The sequence below is a fragment of the Agarivorans sp. OAG1 genome, from assembly GCF_037076485.1.
GTDB lineage: Bacteria > Pseudomonadota > Gammaproteobacteria > Enterobacterales > Celerinatantimonadaceae > Agarivorans > Agarivorans albus.
In genome coordinates, this window is sequence record NZ_AP028990.1 from 3,794,280 (window position 1) to 3,815,320 (window position 21,041).

Annotated in this window: 19 protein-coding genes and 1 other RNA gene; 7 read left to right on the forward strand and 13 right to left on the reverse strand. The window is 45.2% G+C overall.

Annotation, left to right across the window (positions count from 1 at the left end; all coding sequences use genetic code 11):
* Positions 1–27: 27 nt before the first annotated feature.
* The 5 genes from betB to OAG1_RS17270 form a co-directional block, all read right to left on the reverse strand.
* Positions 28–1,482 carry a betaine-aldehyde dehydrogenase gene (betB, locus tag OAG1_RS17250; RefSeq protein ID WP_338626437.1) on the reverse strand — a complete coding sequence of 485 codons (1,455 nt, stop codon included), beginning with the start codon at positions 1,480–1,482 and terminating at the stop codon, positions 28–30.
* Positions 1,483–1,529: 47 nt separating this feature from the next.
* Positions 1,530–2,123 carry a transcriptional regulator BetI gene (gene betI, locus OAG1_RS17255; RefSeq protein WP_040306845.1) on the reverse strand — a complete coding sequence of 198 codons (594 nt, stop codon included), beginning with the start codon at positions 2,121–2,123 and terminating at the stop codon, positions 1,530–1,532.
* A gap of 183 nt (positions 2,124–2,306) precedes the next feature.
* Complete coding sequence (locus OAG1_RS17260; protein ID WP_338622164.1) at positions 2,307–2,684, reverse strand: hypothetical protein; 378 nt, start codon at positions 2,682–2,684, stop codon at positions 2,307–2,309.
* 207 nt (positions 2,685–2,891) lie between these two features.
* Entirely contained in the window at positions 2,892–3,392 is a 501-nt protein-coding gene (locus OAG1_RS17265) for a hypothetical protein (protein ID WP_338622165.1), read from the reverse strand.
* Entirely contained in the window at positions 3,389–4,312 is a 924-nt protein-coding gene (locus OAG1_RS17270; RefSeq protein ID WP_338622166.1) for a hypothetical protein, read from the reverse strand. The genes OAG1_RS17265 and OAG1_RS17270 overlap by 4 nt, the downstream gene beginning before the upstream one ends.
* A gap of 278 nt (positions 4,313–4,590) precedes the next feature.
* On the opposite strand from OAG1_RS17270, the gene dgt reads away from it, so the two are divergent.
* From dgt to OAG1_RS17285, 3 genes are all read left to right on the forward strand, one after another.
* Positions 4,591–6,102 (forward strand): dGTPase, encoded by a 1,512-nt coding sequence (gene dgt / locus OAG1_RS17275; protein WP_338622167.1) that lies wholly within the window; start codon positions 4,591–4,593, stop codon positions 6,100–6,102.
* Between the two features lie 215 nt (positions 6,103–6,317).
* Positions 6,318–7,301 carry a hypothetical protein gene (locus OAG1_RS17280; RefSeq protein ID WP_338622168.1) on the forward strand — a complete coding sequence of 328 codons (984 nt, stop codon included), beginning with the start codon at positions 6,318–6,320 and terminating at the stop codon, positions 7,299–7,301.
* A gap of 260 nt (positions 7,302–7,561) precedes the next feature.
* The gene (locus OAG1_RS17285; RefSeq protein ID WP_338626439.1) at positions 7,562–8,077 is read left to right on the forward strand and encodes a C1 family peptidase; all 516 of its coding nucleotides are present in this window, start codon (positions 7,562–7,564) and stop codon (positions 8,075–8,077) included.
* Between the two features lie 271 nt (positions 8,078–8,348).
* Here OAG1_RS17285 and gcvP read toward each other — a convergent pair whose 3' ends face one another.
* From gcvP to gcvT, 3 genes are all read right to left on the reverse strand, one after another.
* On the reverse strand, positions 8,349–11,234 hold the full coding sequence (gene gcvP / locus OAG1_RS17290) for an aminomethyl-transferring glycine dehydrogenase (protein WP_338622169.1): 2,886 nt from the start codon (positions 11,232–11,234) through the stop codon (positions 8,349–8,351).
* A gap of 111 nt (positions 11,235–11,345) precedes the next feature.
* On the reverse strand, positions 11,346–11,738 hold the full coding sequence (gene gcvH, locus OAG1_RS17295) for a glycine cleavage system protein GcvH (protein ID WP_016403167.1): 393 nt from the start codon (positions 11,736–11,738) through the stop codon (positions 11,346–11,348).
* Positions 11,739–11,816: 78 nt separating this feature from the next.
* Positions 11,817–12,908 carry a glycine cleavage system aminomethyltransferase GcvT gene (gcvT, locus tag OAG1_RS17300; protein WP_338622170.1) on the reverse strand — a complete coding sequence of 364 codons (1,092 nt, stop codon included), beginning with the start codon at positions 12,906–12,908 and terminating at the stop codon, positions 11,817–11,819.
* A 720-nt stretch (positions 12,909–13,628) separates the two neighbouring features.
* On the opposite strand from gcvT, the gene OAG1_RS17305 reads away from it, so the two are divergent.
* Positions 13,629–14,357, forward strand: coding sequence for a hypothetical protein (locus OAG1_RS17305; protein ID WP_221077445.1), 729 nt, complete (start codon positions 13,629–13,631; stop codon positions 14,355–14,357).
* On the forward strand, positions 14,357–14,857 hold the full coding sequence (locus tag OAG1_RS17310; RefSeq protein WP_338622171.1) for a GNAT family N-acetyltransferase: 501 nt from the start codon (positions 14,357–14,359) through the stop codon (positions 14,855–14,857). The genes OAG1_RS17305 and OAG1_RS17310 overlap by 1 nt, the downstream gene beginning before the upstream one ends.
* 182 nt (positions 14,858–15,039) lie before the next feature.
* On the opposite strand, the gene OAG1_RS17315 is transcribed toward OAG1_RS17310, so the two are convergent.
* From OAG1_RS17315 to OAG1_RS17335, 5 genes are all read right to left on the reverse strand, one after another.
* The gene (locus tag OAG1_RS17315; protein WP_338622172.1) at positions 15,040–16,248 is read right to left on the reverse strand and encodes an FAD-dependent monooxygenase; all 1,209 of its coding nucleotides are present in this window, start codon (positions 16,246–16,248) and stop codon (positions 15,040–15,042) included.
* Between the two features lie 19 nt (positions 16,249–16,267).
* A complete protein-coding gene (ubiH, locus tag OAG1_RS17320) occupies positions 16,268–17,488 on the reverse strand; it encodes a 2-octaprenyl-6-methoxyphenyl hydroxylase (protein ID WP_338622173.1) in 1,221 nt (406 codons plus the stop codon).
* Position 17,489: 1 nt separating this feature from the next.
* Positions 17,490–18,785 (reverse strand): Xaa-Pro aminopeptidase, encoded by a 1,296-nt coding sequence (pepP, locus tag OAG1_RS17325; protein WP_338622174.1) that lies wholly within the window; start codon positions 18,783–18,785, stop codon positions 17,490–17,492.
* Positions 18,786–18,809: 24 nt separating this feature from the next.
* Positions 18,810–19,376 (reverse strand): UPF0149 family protein, encoded by a 567-nt coding sequence (locus tag OAG1_RS17330; RefSeq protein ID WP_016403173.1) that lies wholly within the window; start codon positions 19,374–19,376, stop codon positions 18,810–18,812.
* A gap of 92 nt (positions 19,377–19,468) precedes the next feature.
* A complete protein-coding gene (locus OAG1_RS17335) occupies positions 19,469–20,074 on the reverse strand; it encodes a hypothetical protein (RefSeq protein WP_338622175.1) in 606 nt (201 codons plus the stop codon).
* A 269-nt stretch (positions 20,075–20,343) separates the two neighbouring features.
* Between OAG1_RS17335 and zapA the strand changes: the two genes are divergently transcribed.
* Positions 20,344–20,658 (forward strand): cell division protein ZapA, encoded by a 315-nt coding sequence (gene zapA / locus OAG1_RS17340; protein ID WP_152780319.1) that lies wholly within the window; start codon positions 20,344–20,346, stop codon positions 20,656–20,658.
* 47 nt (positions 20,659–20,705) lie between these two features.
* Positions 20,706–20,886, forward strand: a non-coding RNA gene (gene ssrS / locus OAG1_RS17345) — 6S RNA.
* The last annotated feature ends 155 nt before the right edge of the window (positions 20,887–21,041 follow it).

Genomic DNA, 21,041 nt, shown 5'->3' on the forward strand with positions numbered 1-21,041 from the left:
CCTAAGCAGTGGTTAGTGCTGAATGGCTTATTCGTAAGGGCTTTCTAAGTCACCTAACTCAATCATTACACTCTTATTTTGGGTGTAGTGATTAAGCGTTTCGATGCCATTTTCTCGGCCGATGCCCGACTGTTTATAACCGCCTACGGGCATTTCTGCTGGCGAGCCGCCCCAGGTATTTACCCAGCAAATGCCGGCTTCTATTTGCGCAATAACCCGATGTGCACGCGATAAGTTTTGGGTGAACAAACCCGCGGCTAAGCCATATTGGGTAGCATTGGCACGCTTAACCACTTCATCTTCGTCACTAAAACGGAGAATCGACATTACCGGGCCAAAAATTTCATGCTTAACTTGCGGCATATCGTCACTACAATCTGCAAAAATGGTGGGTTGCACAAAGTAACCTTTATCTAAACCATTAGCCGTTTCACGCTGGCCACCACATAACAAACGCGCGCCAGAAGCTTTTGCTGCTTCAATAAAACCCAGCACCTTCTCTAAATGATCACGTGAGATAAGCGCGCCAATTTGCGTCTCCATATCACTTGGGTCACCCACCTTTAGCTTGCGTGTTCGATGGGTAATTTGCTCTACAAACTCATCGTAAATTGCATCATGCACAAACACCCGTGTACCGTGAGTACACACCTCTCCTTGGGTATAAAAGTTAGCTAGCATGGCTGCCGACACCGCGTTATTTAGCTTGGCATCGTCAAATACGATGAGAGGTGACTTCCCACCCAGCTCCATAGTGATGTCTTTGAGCGTGCCAGCAGCATCGGCCATTACTTTCTTGCCGGTGCCTGATTCACCAGTAAACGAGACCTTGGCGATATCAGGGTGGCGCGACAGCATTTGACCAACTCGGTAATCTCCTTGCACCACGTTAAATACACCTTCAGGCACGCCAGCCTCGCTAAAGATCTCTGCCAATTTGAGTACAGACAAAGGCGTTTCTTCCGAAGGTTTAAACACCATGGCGTTGCCTGCCGCTAAGGCAGGGGCAGATTTCCACATCGCAATTTGAATGGGGTAGTTCCACGCCCCGATTCCGGCACATACACCTAAGGGTTCGCGACGCGTATAAAAAAACTGACCGTGGCCTAGGTCTTGTTGCTGGCCTTGAATAGCCGCCGCTAAACCCGCGTAATACTCAATCACATCGGCACCAGTAACAATGTCTACTGCTATTGCTTCTTGAATGGGCTTGCCAGTGTCTTTCACTTCTAACTCTGCCAGCTCGTCATTACGTTCGCGTAATATGGCCACCGCTCGCATCATAATGCGGCCTCGCTCAGCGCCACTCATAGCTGACCACACTTTAAAGCCCTGCTGTGCAGAGGCCACAGCGTGATCCACATCCTCGGCAGAGGCCTGAGTAATTTGTGCTAGCGCCTCGCCAGTGGCCGGGTTAGTCGTGATAAATGTATCCGCCGAAGAGCCTTCAAGGGCTTCCCCATGGATATAAAGAGACTTCATTGTCATCAAAATGCCTTAGTAATTAGCTGTTGTTGCTTAGTTAAAACTTAGCCTAAATAGGGAGCGAGTTGTTTTTCTAGGTAATCTGCTACCAGCTTTTGCGCATAATCAGCAGAAATACCCTCGGGATTAAGTGCCCCGCGCAGCCAAATACCGTCGATAAGTGCCGCTATACCTTGGGCAACAAAAGCGGCTTGTTCTGCAGGTAAAATGTGTTTGAGTTCAAAACGAAGGTGCGACAATAAGCGGCGCTCATTCACACGTTGCAAGCGATGTAAATCTTGGTCGTGCATGGCCTGCGCCCAAAATGCTAGCCAGGTTTTAACTACCTTGCCTTCTACTTGGTAGCCATCAAAATTGGCAGCAACAATCGCCTTAACCCTCGCCATTACATCGTTGGGCTCAACGGCTTGCAAATGCGCAATGGAAGCGGCAGATAACTTACGTAACACAGTACGCATAGTTTCTTCTAATAAGCCGTGTTTACCACCAAAATAATGATGAATAATGCCCGAAGACACACCTGCTTTTTTACTAATTAAAGTCACGCTTGCGCCCGACAAACCTACTTCGTTTATCACCGCCATAGTAGCTTCTACCAGCTGCGGTTTACGTATTTCAGGCATCCCTACCTTTGGCATAAGTGTCACTCAAACTTTTATTAATTGAACGTCCAATTAAAAATAAACTACAGCATTTCGAGGGTAAGTCAAAGATTAGTAAAAAATCGCATGTATGGCTTTTAACTTGAAACAAAGCATTGAGCTGAGAAGGCACAACAAACAGCTTACTTTAAGTAAGAAAGAACTAAGCGCTCGAACACTTTATTCGTTTGAGAGGGTCTCAAGCATTAAAGTAAATTTAAGTAAGTCAATTAAGAGCTGATGACGTTTTTCTGACCAAAACTTAAATTGAATACGACTCCCGCTCACAACTACAACTTCGCTTAAAATGCCAGGTGTATAGGGTTTATAAATTTCCAGCTTATCGACAATGCAACCTTGTGAATTAACAAGGCTTACAAACAAAGTTTCTTCATAGGGGCAATCATTACTGGTTAGCCAAAGGCTGTCACAATTAGCAAGTTTAAACCCCTTCTCTACAAGCACACCCGGCAAGAGAAGTTGCGGTCTAGCATCTTCAAAGCTAAGCGCTAAACCGCCTTGTTGTTCTTGTGCTGAATAGTTATTTAGTGCTCTCACTCATTCCCCTCTTTTAGCTTAGCGATAAAGCCAACATGGCTATTTACTCTAAATTCATGCTCTGATTTCGCTTTCATTTATGGAGCTGAGATCTCCATATAAAGCCTACGAAAAGGTGAGTTTGACTTGTTTTTAAAGCAGGATAACAAATACCTAGGAACAAAAAAGGCTCATAAGCTATGAGCCTTTTTCACTATGGGAAAGCAATTACTTGCCCTGTTGCTTACTCTTCAGTATTTCCTGAATCTCTTGCTCAACTTCTAGCTTCGCAGCTTTCAAGCTTTGTTGAGCGTCGTGCTGAAACTGAATAAATGCCAAGTATGTTTTAGAAGATATTAGTTTTAGAACAAGTAGCCCACAAACTAAAGTAAATACCTGTAATAGAGCACGTACTTTATCCTCAAAGGGATCATAAGTTAGCCATAGAGGAAGAGACAAGATAATCACTGTTAAAACATATAGTTGTAAAAGCTTTCTACAACTAAAGGAGCCTCGGGTAATTCGAAAGTTAATTACACAGAATATAAGCATAGATATCGCTCCAATCCCCCAAACAAGCTCAGGAGCAATATCTAACATTCCCCAGTTTCCCATGCTTGAACCCAAAAAGATCATGGAAAGCAAAGTTACAAGCAAGAAACAAAACGTCGAAGCTAAAGGAGGAAACCAGTTAATAACTTCTTCTCTATCCATATTTGCTTTTGTCACTCTATTGCCGCCAATTCTTGATGTATTCCAATTGCTAATCCTTTAACTGTTCCAGAAAGTGCACTACCTGAAAAACTCATAGAGGCCCCAACAGCATCTTTCAATTGTAACTTCAGTGCATTAGTTATTTGAACCCCAGCATAGCGCTTAGGATAAACTCCATTGCGAACCATTGTTTTTAGTACAGCGTTAGATACGCCAGGGTGATTAAGTCGAATTATCTCTTTAGTTAATCGTGCTCTTTCAGCTCGAGTTAGTCCATTTAATAACTCGAGAGTTGGCTTTCCTGAAGTTGCTTGCATCAACTTAAACGCTTTTATACTGGCTACTCCGGCTGTTGCTGCACCGGCTAACGAAATAATATCTAAAGCACTCGAAGTAACGGTGTACCACTTCTGAGAATCGAGCTGGTCATTAACTTCAGGTTGCTGAATCTCATTAAAGGTTCTGTATAAGCTATTTCCACATTGAACGGAACTCGCTGAAGCTGCAGCAACTGCCGTATAAGTAATGACACTGCTAACACCTCCAGTTAACGGAATAGCAGAACCACTTCCAATTACGACAACCCAACCAAGAACAGCGGCACCGCAGCTTAGGGCTGCACCAGCAATTTCGCCAACCAACCTCGACTCTCTAGCGTTAGATTGTCCGGTTTTTAAGTGGTTTGCAAACTCAGAATTCCCCATAGCTTTAAGTGGTTCTCTAAGTACAACTTTGATTGGGTTGATTTGACATACAGGCCTAAACTTTCGCAGTTCAACAACATTTAACTGGCTGTCTATATATACAACAGCAGCGCCAGTTAAGCCCTGTATCTTGTCTATTTCCTTGAATAACCGTTCCTGATCTAAAGTAACACTCAGCCTATTTTCTAGCTGTTGCTGCTTGAAACTATCAAATGCACTTCCGTTTAACATCTCTTCCCCTGGTAACTGGAACTAAAAATACTGGCGAAAAACCAAATAATTAACAATAAAGTTATTAATATGATAGTTACAAATTAGTCACTAGACATCAATCACTAAAGTGAAAATTATTTTCGCTTCTCTAAGCTACTGCTGTGTAATCCAAATACAGCAAATTAGTCTGTGATTTATCCGTCATGAGACGTTCATTATCAAAAAACTCATTAATTGATTTTCTATTGATAATACAGCAGTATAAACACTCTAATTGATAGAGAACGGCTTAGAGTATGACAGTAAATTTCGCTAGCAAAATTCTCGGTACTCGGCCCTACCTAGCTAAGCCAGATCTTAATGCCGACCTAAAGAAATTTGAGAGCGATCGAGGCCGCATTATTAACAGCGCTGCAGTTAGGCGATTGCAGCAAAAGACCCAAGTTTTCCCCTTAGAGCGCAACGCCGCAGTGCGCAGTCGCCTTACCCACTCTTTAGAAGTGCAGCAGGTAGGGCGTTATATTTCTCAGCTTATTTGTGAAGCCTTAGTTGATGAACAAAACAGCCACCAACTTAAAGGCTTAGAGCGCCAGTTAGAAAGCATTGTTGAAATGTCCTGTTTAATGCACGACATTGGCAACCCGCCCTTCGGTCACTTTGGTGAAGAAGCTTTAATCGATTGGTTAAGTGAAAACCTCAATAGCCTTTACCAAAGCTCTCAAGCAACAGAGTTAGATGAAGACCAGAACAAAAAACCGAAACAAACTCTGCCAGAAGCGATTCACCGAGACTTAGTCAGCTTCGAGGGCAACGCCCAAGGCATTCGGCTTATTCACTCATTATTAAAGCTCAACCTCACCTACTCGCAAGCCTCTGGCATACTCAAATACACTCGCTGCGGAACAGAAGCCAAGCCAGATAAAAGCGCACCGTTTAGTTACTTAAAAAAGAAAGTGGGCTATTACCTTAGCGAGCAAAGTTATGTTGAGGAACTTCGCAACAGCCTAGACATAGACCAATACTGTCGCTCGCCCTTCTCTTACATTATGGAAGCGGCCGATGATGTGTCTTATGGCATAGCCGATTTAGAAGACGCCATAGAAAAAGGCGTGCTGAGCATTAAAGAACTAAAGCACGCCCTATTAGCCACCTTTGCCAAACTAAGTAGTGAACATGGATGCAGCAAACCAAAAGAAATGGACACCATTCTCGACTTTGCTCACCAAAGTAAAAAACCACAGCTGAATAATGAAGATAGAGACTCGATGTTTTTTGTTTACCTGCGCGTAGCAGTAAACCAACGCTTGCCCGAACATGCAAAAAACCAGTTTGTAGAAAACTTAGAAGCCGTTTACCAAGGCAGCTTAAACCGCGCGCTTATCGAAGATGGCAGCGTAAACCACCTGATTGTAGAAACCTTTAAAAGCGTCGCGCTAGAGCGTTGCTTTTGTCACCCAGAAGTAGAAGCCCGCGAGCTGCAAGGCTACCAAATAATCTCTGGCTTAATGGCTTGTTATCAACCGCTGTTAACACTAAGCCAAGGCCAGTTTGAATACTTGGTAGATAACACAAAACCCAAAGCAAAAAGCTCTGCTTACATACAGCGCCTATTCAAAAAGCTGCCATCTAAGCATTTGGCGGCCTATCAAAAGGCTATGAGCGAAGCACCAGTAAGTGATGCGTTTGGCAACGAACAATGTCGCGAGTTTTACTACCGTACTCGATTAATTATCGACTACATCAGCGGCATGACCGACCAATACGCCTACGACGAATTTAGAGCGTTTAATGTGATAAGTGATTTTTAGTTCTTAGGCTAAACAACTAAACGGAGTTGATGTTTAAAGTGACTCTGCCCCTTTTTATTTACCATTGAGTACAGTGCTTTTTGCTGTCTTTTGTTAGCAAGTTAATCAATAAAGGTCTATACCTAGGTTTCACGGATGCTAAAGGCTACGAGCATCCATCGACAGGGATGACGCTGATTATGTAGTTCAGCTCCAATAGATTATTGGTGACTACAATGAACCACCTCACATTCAAAGTTTCCGCCACTCTTGCCAGCCTTTTCTTAATCGGCTGCGCAAGCTCAACTCCGCCCTATGAAGAACTTGTGCAAGGTAGTAACGGGTCGCAAGTGCATATTTACGCCATTAATGTTGCTGAAGAAAATGGGGGGCTACTGCTATTGATACCACCGTCGGCAACGGATGATACTAAGAGTGAAGTCCTAGCCCTAAACAAAGATGTGAAAGGTGCTGCATTATCACATTGCACAGGAAAGAACCTACCTGACATTGATGACGTTTCAGGAGACACCTTGCCGGCATATGCTGTTCCATTGGCAGCTACCGCGATACAGCAAATCTACGTCGGGATTCTTAAGAAAAAGCAGAAAAAAATTAAAACGTTAAAAGCGGCTTCAACATCAACTTACTCGGCTCGCCTTATTTCTGACCAACAGAAGCTAAACAAGACCAGCTGCGTCCTGGTAACAAGAGAAGTGCACATCACTGACGCTAAGGTCAACAGTAAATCTGAACAAGTGCAACTAGCGATATTGCTAAAAGTAAACCATTACGAGACCAGCGCTTTTAGTTTGACTCCCATAGCTGTCAATGCCTTAAACTCGACTGCAATGACCAGAATTGGCGAAGACTACGGAAATATGAACCTTGGAATAGCAATGACACTGAAAAGTTTAAGCGAGAATACCGTCACCTCAGCATATTCCTACATAGTAACCGGTAGCGGTTCTGTATCTGTGCCCAAAGTGAATATTGATGGCTCGGAAACTCAGTGCATTAATGACAACTGTGGCACGACAGGTTTGATTGCGAAGCCTCCAGGTGAGCAAGTGGCAATTGAATTAACCTTTGCGGTTACGGAGGCGGGAAATATAGGTTATAACTTTGATGCAAATATAGCCGAGTTAGAAGCACATAAAGCGGCTTGGGGGCCTGTCATTAAAGAGGCTGCCACTACATACCTTACGGACGATGATTAAGCATGTTGCTTAGCTGTCAGTCTTCGCGTGATTTAGGGCAATGCAAAACTTTTAATGATGCTTCCCGCATTGGGCTGATAAATTCTAACTCCAACTTCTCTCGCGCCTTGGACCTGAGGGAAACGGCGTGGAAAGTTGGCAATCAAGGAAAGACAGGGGCTTGCGTAGGATTTGCAGTGCAAGGGGTACTATGGTTCCACTTGGAAAAAGCAGGTAGAGGGCCTTGGTCAATAACAAAGCCCTCAGCGCGATTTATCTGGATGGCCAGCAAAGAAACGGATGAGTTGACGGTGTTTCCAACAACCTTTCTTGAACACGAAGGCACCAAGATAGTAGCGGCGTTGGAGGTACTGAAAAAGCATGGTTGCGTAAGAGATAGGACCTTAGAGATGAGAGATTTTGTTTCCAGTAAATCGATTGGTGAGTTCTCTCGACAAGCCGATAAATTTAAAATCAGAGAGTACTTCTCTCTGGGAATGAACTTAGATAATTGGCGCCGGTGGATTGCAGAAGTTGGTCCGGTCATAGTAAGAGGAGATATGGACAGTAGCTGGTTGAGTGTACCTAATCGCTGTAGCGACGCTTACTGCTTAACCGAGGCTAGTACAGGAGAGCGAGTAGGAGGTCATGCTTTTGCCTTAGTTGGTTATGATAGTGACACATTCATTGCGAGAAATAGCGCAGGCGGGCATTGGGGTCATAAAGGGCATGTTAGGATAGGCAATAAATATGTGAAATCGATTCTTACCGAAGCTTACGGGATAGCAATGGATTGAAAAAAACTCAAAATGAACAACTGCTAAATTCCCATCATTCGAAGTCATGGGGGTTATGTGAGCGTTGTCTGTATGCGATGAGGTATGGTGGCTTGCTTACTGATAATGCCACCAAATTAATGAGCTAACACTCAATGCTTTAGTCTTTCAGATTTGGCCTGTATAAAGGGGGCAGAGTAGCTTTAATTTTTCAGCAAACCCCTAGCCATAAAAAAAGCGAAGCATCGGCTGCTTCGCTTTTAATAATAACACACTGAAAAGCTTTTAATTTTTAGTCTTGATACGCTTCCATCGGAAGGCAAGCGCAGAATAAGTTTCTATCCCCAAACACATCATCAATGCGGTTTACTGTAGGCCAGAATTTGTTTTGCTTAACCGCATCACATGGGAACACGGCTAGCTCTCGGCTGTAGTTGTGAGTCCATTGCGCGTCGGTTAGGTCATCTAGCGTATGCGGGGCAAACACTAGCGGGTTGTCTTGTAGCGTCCACTCGCCGGTTTCTACTTTGGCGATCTCGGCACGTATCGATAACATGGCATCAATAAAGCGGTCGATTTCGGCTAGCGATTCCGACTCGGTAGGCTCTACCATTAAGGTGCCCGCTACTGGGAAGCTCATGGTTGGCGCGTGGAAGCCGTAGTCATTTAAGCGCTTGGCGACGTCCATTTCGGTAATGCCGGTCGCTTCTTTAAGTGGGCGCATATCAATAATACATTCGTGCGCTACACGGCCATTTTGCCCGCTATACAAAATAGGGAAGCCTTGGCTTAAACGGCTAGCTAGGTAGTTGGCGTTAAGAATGGCAATCTCTGATGATTGGCGCAGCCCTTGGTTACCCAACATGGCAACGTACATCCAACTAATAGGCAAGATAGACGCGCTGCCATAAGGCGCAGCCGATACTGCGGCATTGGCGTGGCTAGCTTTGCCATTGCTTACTACGCTATGGCCAGCTACAAATGGTGCCAAATGAGCTTTAACGCCAATTGGTCCCATGCCTGGGCCACCGCCACCGTGTGGAATAGCAAAGGTTTTGTGTAGGTTTAAGTGGCTTACGTCTGAGCCAATAAAGCCCGGTGAGGTAATGCCTACTTGAGCGTTCATGTTGGCACCGTCCATGTACACTTGGCCGCCGTTGTCATGAACAATGTCGCAAATCTCTTTAATGGTTTCTTCGTATACGCCGTGAGTACTTGGGTAGGTAATCATCACACAAGACAACTGCTCGGCTAGCTCTTCGGCTTTGCTGCGCATGTCGTCCATGTCTACGTTGCCCTCTTTATCACAGGCCACTACCACTACTTTTAAGTTAGCCATTTGTGCAGAAGCTGGGTTAGTACCGTGCGCCGAGCTAGGAATTAAACAAATGTTACGGTGATGGTCGCCGCGGCTAGCATGGTATTTTTGAATAGCTAACAGGCCTGCGTATTCACCTTGCGCGCCCGAGTTTGGCTGCATACAAATTGAATCGTAACCGGTAATATTTACTAGCCAGTCTTCTAGCTGGCTAATCATGGCGTGGTAACCCTGCGCTTGGTCACTTGGGCAGAAGGGGTGCATGCTTGAAAACTCTGGCCAAGTTACTGGGATCATCTCGGCAGTGGCGTTTAGCTTCATGGTGCATGAGCCTAGCGAGATCATCGAGTGGTTTAGCGCTAAGTCTTTACCTTCTAGCTTGCGAATGTAACGCAGTACATCGGTTTCGCTGCGGTAGCGGTTAAATACTTCGTGCTCCAAAATTGGCGTATCGCGTAACAGCGTTTCTGGAATGCAGGTTTCGCCTTTCACAATATCATCTAAGCGCGCGGCATCTAAGCCGTGGCCTTCACCTAGTAATACCGTGAATAGGTCGTTTACATCAGCTGCGGTGGTGGTTTCATCAAGACTAAGCGCTACGCTGCCGTCTAAATCCATACGCAAGTTAATGCCTAGCGCTTCACTGCGCGCTTTAATCGCCTCTTTATCGCTTACTTTAATGCTTAGAGTATCGAAGTATTGGGCGTGTTCTGGACTTAGGCCTTTGGCTTCTAGGCCATGAGCAAGAATAGCGGTTAAGCGGTGAATACGCTGGGCAATAGTGCGCAGGCCATCAGGGCCATGAAATACTGCATAAAACGAGGCCATGTTGGCTAGCAATACTTGGGCAGTACAAATGTTTGAGTTAGCTTTCTCGCGGCGAATATGTTGCTCGCGGGTTTGCAAGGCCATACGCAAAGCAGGCTTACCGCGCCTGTCTTTAGATACGCCAATAATACGACCCGGTAGCGAGCGTTTGTAAGCGTCACGGGTTGCAAAAAATGCGGCGTGTGGCCCGCCGTAACCCATTGGTACACCAAAACGTTGGGCACAGCCTAGTACAACATCGGCCCCCATGGCACCTGGAGATTTAAGCATCACCAAGGCCATAATATCGGCCGCAACTGCCACAATGCCTTTGTTGCTATGCACTTGTTCAATTAGCTCGCTTAAATCGCGTACTCGACCAGTGGTGCCGGGGTATTGCAATAAGGCACCAAACACATTGTGCTCAACCACGCTTTCGGCTGGGCCTACTTCAACGTCGAAGCCAAAGAAATCGGCACGCTCTTTTACTACGTCGATGGTTTGTGGGTGCACATCGTCGGCAATAAAGTACAGGTTACATTTTTTATTTTTAGACACACGCTTGGCAAGTGCCATGGCCTCGGCTGCGGCGGTAGCTTCATCCAATAACGAAGCGCTGGCTAGCTCTAAGCCAGTTAAATCTAGGGTTAACTGTTGGAAGTTAAGCAGTGCTTCTAAGCGGCCTTGGGCAATCTCTGGCTGGTAAGGCGTGTAGGCGGTGTACCAGCCTGGGTTTTCAAATACATTACGTAATATAACGTGCGGTACATGGGTATTGTGGTAGCCCATACCAATGTAGCTACGGTAAACCTTGTTTTGCTTAGCTAGCTTACGTAATGCAGCAAGCGCTTGTTGCTCTGTGAGGCTATCGCCAATACTTAGGTCTTGGTTTAAACGAATTTGCTGAGGCACCGTTTGCTCAATAAGTTGCTCTACAGAGCTTAAGCCAAGCTGTTTAAGCATGGTGTTAACTTCGGCTTGATCGGGGCCAATATGGCGGCGAATAAAGTCTTGGTTTTGCTCTAGTTCGGTTAACGGCAAAGACGGGTTCATTAAACTATTCCTGTATTACTGAAACAAAATGCGTTGCGTTTAGTCGGGTTTATTATTGTGTTGCGGATAAAAAAAGCGCCCCGACTAGCGGAGCGCATTTTTGATCAAAGCTTATTCATCTTCTTCAATAGTGGCGGCGTAATCTTCGGCCGAGAGTAAGTTCTCTAGCTCGCTTTCGTCGCTCACTTTAACTTTAAACATCCAACCGTCGCCGTAAGCATCGCTGTTTACTTGCTCGGGTGAATCTTCTAGTTCTTCATTAATTTCTACTACTTCGCCGCTTAGTGGCGCGTAGATGTCTGAGGCAGCTTTAACCGACTCCGCCACTGCGCAGTCATCGCCAGCGTCAATATCGTCGCCTACGTCTGGTAAGTCAATAAACACCATGTCGCCAAGTAGCTCTTGCGCGTGCTCACTAATGCCAACGGTGTATACGCCATCGCCTTCTGAACGTACCCATTCGTGAGTACTGGCATAACGCAGTTCGGCAGGGATATTAGCCATAATTCCTTTCCTCTATAAGTTCTTACTTAAGGTTTTAATTTAAAGTTAAATCTACAAACAAAATTCGATTATTGGGGCTTACACTTTGGCGCCATTACGCACAAATACAGGTTTTACTACTTTCACTTTAACCTGTTTTTTGCGCATTTCCACTAAGGCTTCTTCTACGTCGCAATTGGCGATACGAGCCAAGGCAATACTTTGACCCAAAGTAGGAGAAAAAGTGCCACTGGTGACAACGCCAGGTAAGGCTTCACCATATTCATTCACAACGGTAACCGCTTGGCCTGCACGCATTACGCCTTTGGTTTCCATGACTAAACCAACCAGCTTGTCGGTGCCTTCGGCTTTTTGAGCTTCTAAGGCTTGGCGGCCAATAAAGTCGCGCTCTTGCGGCTCCCATGCAATGGTCCAGCCCATGTTGGCCGCTAGCGGTGATACGCTCTCGTCCATGTCTTGACCATATAAATTCATACCTGCTTCTAGACGCAGGGTATCGCGCGCGCCTAAACCACAAGGTTGTACACCTTGCGCTTCTAGGGCTTTCCAAAGAGCTACCGCTTTATCTTGCGGTACCACAATTTCGTAGCCTTGCTCGCCGGTATAACCAGTGGTAGCAATAAATAAGTCGCCAGCTTGTACACCAAAGAACGGCTTCATGCCTTCTATCGCGAGGTTTTGGTCGTTGTCTAATACTGCAGAAGTCAGCTTTTTAGCCTGTGGGCCTTGTACCGCAATCATCGCTAGCTCTGGTCGCTCAATAATACTTACTGCGTAATCGCTGGCTTGTTGGTTGATCCACGCTAGATCTTTTTCGCGCGTGGCCGAGTTAACCACTAAGCGGTAATCGGTTTCGCTAAAGTAATAGGTAATAAGGTCGTCAATCACGCCGCCTTCATGGTTTAACATGCCGCCGTAAAGCGCTTTACCTTTAACGGTAAGCTTGGCTACGTCGTTAGCTAACAGTTTACGAAGGAAAGCTTGGGCTTGCTCGCCCTGCACATCAACAATGGTCATGTGGGAGACATCAAACATGCCGGCGGCTTGGCGAACAGCGTGGTGCTCTTCGATTTGTGAGCCGTAGTTAATCGGCATTTCCCAGCCGTGAAAATCCACTAACTTTGCGCCTGCGTCGAGGTGCGCTTGATGAAGTACCGTTTGCTGTGTCATGTGCTGATCCCTTTATTATGAGGACGCGAAGGATAAACTCCCCCTGCCAATGCTGAACAATTATAGCGAGATGTGCGCAACAAGAAAGCACCAATCACAAGCTGAGCTAATCTATAAGCTGCACAATTTGCTTACATCCCTTCAACAGCGTGGTGACAAGCTTTAGCTAAAAACGCCCAAAAACAGCAAAAAACACCAACAAACCAAGCTATTCCTTAGTTATTCACTAATTATTGCTAGCCTGTGCAAACATAACCACAAATTAAAAGGCTGACTCAAAACCACCAATCATTAGTTAAACTAATCCACAAGAAAAAACTTAATAAAAATAAATCACCTGTTTGAGCGCATCCAGTTAGACATTTTGGGGATGTAAATCCCTCCAATAACGAATCAGTTATTTCGCTTAGCTTAATACAAGCTAGCTTTACGACACGAAGAGCCTAGCCAAATACAGGCGCAGCCTGTATTAAGTATTTACTGCTCTTCAAAGTAGTAAACGTTAGCGTTGTAACCACTAAATAATAGCCAATTCAAAGCAATAAATAGACATTAAAGAAAACTCAGCTGGTTATTCATGAAAGGCCAAGCTTTTATGTGACATCTGTAATAACCAAAAATAACCACCAAAAAAACATCAGCTTTTACTGATTAAGATCAATAATAATAAACATATTTATCACCTAACCTGTAAGTGAATGAATTATGAAGGGATCTCAAATGAATTCACTTAATGAGTTAAAAGGTAAGCTACGATTAATATTTAAATCACCTAACTTAAACATTTCCTTAAAATACAGTCTTGCAAAAAATGAAGGACCTTTTTTTAGCGAGTTCACACGATCATTTTATAAAGAAGTAACAAGACGACATCCTAAAATGCCGATATTTGGCCGAATGACCCGTGGAGTAGCGGTTTGTACGTTGGGTGCCGACTACGATTCATATTTTAACTCTCTAGAAAGTTCAGCTCGAAGAAACGTAAGAAAAGCATTGCGCATGGGTTATGTATTCGAACCTATCATTTACAATGACTACCTTGATGAGATTTACGAAATTCGCTGCTCGACTAGCGTTCGCCAAGGGGCAATGGACGCAGAAATGTTGAATAACAAGCCAAAGCCTAACACTGATAAAAAATCTAAGAGTGGCACCCATAACTATCCATACTTTGGAGTATTTGATAGCAACAGAAAACTAGTCGCTTATGCGGGTTGTATAGTCGCCGGAGAACTTCTTGAGCTTTCACATTTTTTTGGGCACAAAGATTACCAAAAAGATGGAATCGTCCCCTTACTTATTACCGAGATTGCCAGAAAAAGCATTGAGGGCTACTCAGGTGTTAAATACTTCGTTTACGGTTCATATGTAAACTCTTCTGAAACATTAGCTCGATTCAAAAAGAAACTGATGTTTAAGCCTTACCATGTGCATTGGAAATTACACTGATGAAGCAGTTTGTTTATTCACTCGACTTTAATGAAGTTCTTCCTTGTGAAAAGAAAGATCATTCTTCTAAAAGCAAGATGGTGATTATTGATAGTTTCACCTCATTTATTAGAAATATAAGCATGCTGAGCGACCATTTTGGCTATGGGAGAGCACTCTTAAAGCTTCTGTTAAAAATCTCGCTGAAGAAAAGTTCAATGTATTGCTCTGGAACTAAGAAAACACTTTATAGCCATGGATTCATTACTTATGGCCGCTGCAAGCATTACCCAGTAGAACTCTCCGACGCAGTTATTGGTCCTGTGTTTACTAACAAAAACATGCGTGGACAAGGGCTAGCAACCCGAGCTCTAGTTTTTGCAACGCAACACATACAAGCTAGGAACAAATCTAAAAGGATTATTATCGATACTAGTGAAGACAACCATGGGATGCAGATAGCAATAAAAAGAGCAGGATTCAATGGACCGATAATGGAGTTTCAACGTGACGAATGTTAAGCAGCAGTAGCTAAATTTCGAGTCTGACAGAAAAATAGTTATGCGTTGGCGCATCTATGCGCTGATGCTCCCGCAGAGTGTTCATCAATGAGTACAACAACTCATGCCCTCATCGGGAACCACCATCAATAAGCTTAACAACTAAAAGCGCTGAGACTGTCTCTGAGTGTCAGCGCTAAAACTTAGGCTTTTAAACTAGCTCGTTTAGGTAAGTCACCTTCTAAACCCAAGGCGCGGCGCATGGCTTGTTGCTTGAGCGGTTCGGCCTTATCCACCAAACTCATGCCTACTCCACGCAGTAACTTAAGTGCTGGGTTGGCGTTGCCAAATAAGCGTTTAAAAAACTCCATTGAGGCGATCATTTGGCTGGCTTCACTTTTACGCCAGCGCTCAAAGTGGCGTAGGTTGGCGTAGTCGTTAATGCTCTTGCCTGCTTGTTGCATTGCAATTAGCTCTTGCGCCAGCGCGGCTGCATCCATTAATCCTAGGTTTACACCTTGGCCAGCTAAGGGGTGAATGGTGTGGGCGGCATCGCCAATAAGGGCAAAACCTTTACCGGCAAAATCGCGTGCGTAACGCATCCGCAGCGGGAAGCCGGCGCACTCGCCTACTCGTTCACACAAACCTAAGCGATTATCAAAGGCCATGGTAAGTTGCTTATTAAACTCAGCCTCGCTCATGGCTTGCAGCTCTGCCGCTCTGTCGGGAGAAACCGACCAAACAATCGAACAGGTATTGGCATCACTTAATGGTAGAAAAGCTAAGGGGCCTTCTGGGGTAAATATTTGGCGGGCACAATCTTGGTGTGGTTCCGCAGTTTTAATGGTGGCCACAATGGCAGTGTGCTGGTAATCCCAATAGGTGAGAGGAATATCTAGTTGTTGGCGCAGCCAAGAGTTTGCGCCATCTGCCGCCACCAGCAATTTAGAACTTAAGCCTTGGCCGTTGGCAAAACTTAACCATGATTCACTATCGCCGCGGTGTAATTTATCTACAGCCTGCTCAATAATAGTAACATTGCTCTGCTGGCTAACTTGTTGCCATAAGGCATGGCGAATAATGTCGTTTTCTACAATGTGACCAATATTTGGCACCATCATCTTTTCTGCTTGAAAACGAATTTTAGCAAAGCTGTCGTGCTCCCAAACTTGCATATCGTTATAAGGCGCGACTCGCTGCTCTACTATGCTTTGCCAAACTCCTAGCGATTGTAAAAACTGTTGAGAAGACAAACTAAGTGCACTCACTCGCAAGCTATATTCACTCAGTTCTGGCGGCTGTGAGGGTTTAGGTTCAACAATGGCAATACGCAATGGGCTGTCGGCCAGAGCGCTGGCTAAGGCCAAACCTACCATTCCACCACCAATAATTGTTAAATCAACCGCTTGCATTTGCCTGTCCTAGTCCTGATTAAGAGAGATATAAACCTAAGCTTTGTTTCGCTAGCAGCGATTTAAAGCGAGGTGAAAGTTGCATAGCCATAAGGCCAAGGTTTCGCGGAACTACCGAAGTTTTGTCGTTGCTAGCAAACAAACTAGCCAGCGTAGATGTCATAGAGATAGTGCGGGCATTATCTTGCTCTCGCGCTTGTTGGTATGCATCTAATAGGCTGTGCGCGCCTAGATCTCCGCCGCAGCTCCACTGCTGTTGAATCAGTTCCGCCAGAGCTGCCACATCGCGCAGCCCTAAATTAAAGCCCTGCCCGGCAATAGGATGCAGCGCATGGGCAGCATTGCCTAACACCAATAAACGGTGGCTAAATAAGCGTGGGTAGTGGCGTAGCACCAGTGGGTAGGCAACACGTTTGCCTACACCAATAAAGTGCCCAGCACGGTAACCAAAAGCGCGTTGTAGCTCCGCTAAAAACTCGCTTTCATTGGCTGCTTGTAAGCGCTGAGCATCCTCGCCAGTAAGTGACCAGACTACCGACCAACGATTGTCGGTCATAGGTAATAGCGCTAATGGTCCATCTTCGGTAAAGCGCTCAAAAGCGCGACCAGCAAGATCTTGCTCGGCCTGTACATTGGCAATTAAGGCAAACTTGCCAAAGTCATGTTGCTGTTGATTGCCTATTTGCTTACCCACTAAAGACTCGGCGCCATCTGCGCCCACTAATAAACTAGCACTAATGGTTTGCTGCTTATCTAGCTCTACAAGTACTTGCTCAGACTGCTGCTCAATCTTGTTCACCTTGTTGGGGCAAAACAGCTGCACTTGCTGGCGTTGGCTAAGTAAGCTGTGAAACTCTCTACCCGCATGTTCTAGCTCTATCACTTGCCCTAGAGCATCAAGCTGATACTCCTGAGCATCTAAGGTGGTAAAACCGCAATGGCCACGATCCGAAACATGAATATGCTCTATGGCGCAGGTATGTGGCGCTAAGTATTGCCACAAGTTTTGCTGTTTAAGCCACTGCTCTGAGCCAGCCGATAAAGCAATAGCGCGACCATCAAAGCCCGGATGCTGACCAAAATTTAGCTCGGCAGCCTCGATAACCGCAATGCGTAATGGCTGCTCAGTGCGGCCATTGCTTAAGGCCAAGGCGAGGCTTGCGCCTGCCATGCCCGCACCCACAATGGCAATATCAAAGTGCTGATACTGCTCTTGGTCTTGGATTTGGGCCTTGCTCATACTAGCCACTTGCCATTAACGCTTCTATTTCGGCAATAGATTTAGGCACATCGCTGGTCAGAATTTCACGACCTTCGCTGGTTATCACCACATCGTCTTCAATACGAATACCTATGCCTTGATAAGCCGCTGGCACCTCGGCATCTGCAGGAATATACAGGCCAGGTTCAATGGTGATGGCCATGCCCTCTACCAATGGTCGAGTGCGCTTAACATCGTAATAGTCACCCACATCGTGTACGTCTAGGCCAATCCAATGTCCTAAGCCGTGCATGTAATATTCTTTGTAAGCTTCTTCTTCAATAAGTGCGGCTACATCACCTTGCATAATGCCTAAATCAACCAAGCCACTTACCATAATGTTAAGCACTACTTGGTTAACCTCATAAATAGACACGCCCGGTTTTAACATATCTAAAGCGGCTAACTGGGCGTCTAAAACCACCTTGTAAAGCTTGGCTTGCTCTGGGCTAAACTTGCCGTTTACCGGGAAGGTGCGGGTAATGTCTCCGGCATACATTTGGTACTCGGCGCCTGCATCAATCAACACTAAATCGCCATCTCGCATCACACTTTCGTTCTCGGTGTAATGCAGAATACAGGCGTTGTCGCCAGCACCAACAATGGTGCCGTATGCTGGTGCGCGCGAGCCAGCCATTAAAAATTCGTGATGAATTTCGGCTTCTAACTGGTATTCCCACATGCCTACCTTACAGCTGCGCATAGCACGCACATGACCAGCGGCAGAAATCTCACCTGCTTTGCGCATTAGCGCCACTTCGTCGGCAGATTTTATCAAGCGCATTTCATCAACAATGGGTCGCCAATCTTCGATTTGCTTAGGCGCTTTAAAGCCTTGGCGCAAACCATTGCGTAAGCATTCGATGGCAGCAAAAATTTGTTGGTCGTAAGCGGGGTAACGCCCTTGCGCCAAATACACTTTGTCTAAACCATCTAGTTCAAGATGTAAGTGCTCACCTAGCTCTTCTATGGCGTGGGCTTTATCCATGCCTAAATCGCTAACGGCTTGCTCTTGGCCTAAACGGCGGCCTTGCCAAATTTCGGCGAGCTTATCTTTACGGCGATTAAACAACACGGTGCGAGTTTCGCCAGCGTGTTTGATCAGCAATAACAATGCGCTAGGTTCGTTAAACCCAGAGAAGTAATAAAAGTCGCTGTCTTGGCGAAAGGGAAACTCAGTATCGCGGCTGCGCGTTTGTTCTTCGGCAGCACAGAAAATCGCAACACTGTTGTCTGACATGGCAGCAAATAACTGCTGACGACGTTGTAAAAACACAGCAACTCCTTGGCTTATGAGTGTTTAATGCAATGTAGGTTGTTGTTGGTCGCTATCACTGGCAGTTAGGTGAGCAAAGATAGTAATGGCGCCAATACGCACGTATTCCACTACTTGGAAAAGTGCTTGTTCGTTTTCTTCTTCGTCATCATCTAAATCGGAAGATAATTGGCTAATTTCGGTGAAGTCTTTAACCAGCTCTTGTACGTCTTCAGAGAGTTTATTCAGGTCGTTTTGCACTACCCCAAAACCCACTAAAAAGCTTTGCACCCATTGAGCTAAGGCTTCGGTGCGCTCTTCTACCACTACTTCGTCATCGGGCAGCATTAATTGAAAACCTAACAAGCTGTCGCTCATACCACTGTGGGTAGCTTCCATTACAATTTTTAGCTGCTTTTTAATCTCAACAGGTAGGCCTTGGCCATCGTTAATAAGCGCATTAATCTGGCTCATCCAGTCGCCATCACTGGGTAAACCCGCTGCCAGTAGGCCGCTTAACAGGCCATGAACTTCGGCAGGGCTTACCAATATTTTTGAACCTATGAGTAGTTCACCCAGATCTTCGTAATCTGGATATGCAATTTTAGTCACATTAAATACCTAGCTACTTTTAGTTGGCTAATCCTAACACTGCTTAAGGGTAGCAGCCATTTTTAAACCTATATTTAGTGGCAGTTTATGGGCTATTTCTGCTGAGCTTCTTTCAGCTGTTGGCGGCGCAGGCGCACTCGCTCAATATATTGATCGCGAAACAGTTTAATTAAGGTGCTTTCTTGTTGGCGAATAAATCGCGCCGACATGTGAGTGGCCTTGGTAAATTGCAGGCACAACTGTGGGTAAGGATCTCGCTTGTTTTCAATCTTGCGAATAATTCTCGCCTCGAACTGATGCTCGTAACCTTCGGTACTGTAAAGCAGGCTTAAATCTTCGAATTCGTCTTGGAGATCTTTGGGTAGGTAATCAACAATTTTGCTTAGGTCTTTATGAAATATGATCCGCCCCACCAATATTTTACTGGAAATAGGCAAAGGCTCGGCTGAAGATCGCCATTGAATACGGCAACCACCCTCAGATACATCTAACACCGGGAAAACATGATCACCTAAGTACATCATCGGCATGAACTGCGCAGCGTAAGCGTCTTTCACTTCTGATTTTTTGCGGCCTTGAGGGTCAACATTGGCAATTTTAGTGTTAACCATTTTTATGAGGAGCTGAATCAAGCGCACTGGGTAAACAATGCGATAAAATCTGCGACGTTCATCGGCAAAACTGCCTGCTTGCGCCATGAAGCTTTGTATCCTGTTACCTAAAAAACTTTGTAAACTGGCGTTAGCGTTAACGCTCAAATAATTATAGTTGGCTATGGTGGACAAATCGTTAGTGATATTCAAGCAAACAAACCGGGTTTTATGAGACCGATAACGCAGATTTGTTTAGCTTTACAGCAAACTGCTCGTAATTGCCGCAGCTTGCACCAAGCCGCAGCAACAATGGTTGCAAGTTAACGCGCTGCGCTATATATTCAGTCGATAATAGAGTTTAGCTAAGGCGAATCATGACGCAGGGCGTAGACATAATATTGTTAGGCAAGAACTACCGAGTAGCTTGCCCGGTAGGTGAAGAAGATAAACTTCGCCAAGCCGCCGACGAATTATCTCAACGTTTAGAAGCGCTCAAAGAAAAGAGCAGCGTTAATAGTACCGAGCACTTAGCCATAATGGTTGGTTTGCACCTCTCTTACGAGCTGCATAACGAACAAGCAAAAAATCAGAATTATGCTGATAACATGAATCAGCGCATAGTAGAGCTACAAAACACCATTGAACGCGCCTTGCTAGAGCAGAGCCAACCAGTGGGTAATGTTGAATAGAGTACTCGCAGGGTATTCGAAGTTTTACTACAGTGTATAAAGAGTTTAGTTTCCTGGGGTGTTCGCCAGTTGGTGATGTCCCTGAGCCGATAATTGTATCTTAAGGGTAATTTTTCCCTGCTATTGAGCATGCTCAGCCCGACTGAGAAGCCTACGGTAGGGTCTTGTTTCCCGCCTTGAACCTCATGGTTCAAGGGCTAAAATCAACAGCGGCACTCTGGGTACTTCTTTCTTCCTCTAATGGTTTCCCCCTTCATAAGAACCTCATGGCTCAAAGGCTAAAAACAACACATGCAGTCAGTTACTTCTTTCCTTTAAAGACACGATTTCCCTTTCCATAAGAACCTCATAGCTCAAGGGCTATAATCAACAGCGGTATTCTA

What these genes read in the sequence shown, in the direction of transcription:
- betB (WP_338626437.1), bottom strand. Translation starts at nt 1,482, where the DNA reads ATGAAGTCTCTTTATATCCATGGGGAAGCCCTTGAAGGCTCTTCGGCG.
- betI (WP_040306845.1), bottom strand. Translation starts at nt 2,123, where the DNA reads ATGCCAAAGGTAGGGATGCCTGAAATACGTAAACCGCAGCTGGTAGAA.
- OAG1_RS17270 (WP_338622166.1), bottom strand. Translation starts at nt 4,312, where the DNA reads ATGTTAAACGGAAGTGCATTTGATAGTTTCAAGCAGCAACAGCTAGAA.
- dgt (WP_338622167.1), top strand. Translation starts at nt 4,591, where the DNA reads ATGACAGTAAATTTCGCTAGCAAAATTCTCGGTACTCGGCCCTACCTA.
- OAG1_RS17280 (WP_338622168.1), top strand. Translation starts at nt 6,318, where the DNA reads ATGAACCACCTCACATTCAAAGTTTCCGCCACTCTTGCCAGCCTTTTC.
- OAG1_RS17285 (WP_338626439.1), top strand. Translation starts at nt 7,562, where the DNA reads ATGGCCAGCAAAGAAACGGATGAGTTGACGGTGTTTCCAACAACCTTT.
- gcvP (WP_338622169.1), bottom strand. Translation starts at nt 11,234, where the DNA reads ATGAACCCGTCTTTGCCGTTAACCGAACTAGAGCAAAACCAAGACTTT.
- gcvH (WP_016403167.1), bottom strand. Translation starts at nt 11,738, where the DNA reads ATGGCTAATATCCCTGCCGAACTGCGTTATGCCAGTACTCACGAATGG.
- gcvT (WP_338622170.1), bottom strand. Translation starts at nt 12,908, where the DNA reads ATGACACAGCAAACGGTACTTCATCAAGCGCACCTCGACGCAGGCGCA.
- OAG1_RS17305 (WP_221077445.1), top strand. Translation starts at nt 13,629, where the DNA reads ATGAATTCACTTAATGAGTTAAAAGGTAAGCTACGATTAATATTTAAA.
- OAG1_RS17310 (WP_338622171.1), top strand. Translation starts at nt 14,357, where the DNA reads ATGAAGCAGTTTGTTTATTCACTCGACTTTAATGAAGTTCTTCCTTGT.
- OAG1_RS17315 (WP_338622172.1), bottom strand. Translation starts at nt 16,248, where the DNA reads ATGCAAGCGGTTGATTTAACAATTATTGGTGGTGGAATGGTAGGTTTG.
- ubiH (WP_338622173.1), bottom strand. Translation starts at nt 17,488, where the DNA reads ATGAGCAAGGCCCAAATCCAAGACCAAGAGCAGTATCAGCACTTTGAT.
- OAG1_RS17335 (WP_338622175.1), bottom strand. Translation starts at nt 20,074, where the DNA reads ATGGCGCAAGCAGGCAGTTTTGCCGATGAACGTCGCAGATTTTATCGC.
- zapA (WP_152780319.1), top strand. Translation starts at nt 20,344, where the DNA reads ATGACGCAGGGCGTAGACATAATATTGTTAGGCAAGAACTACCGAGTA.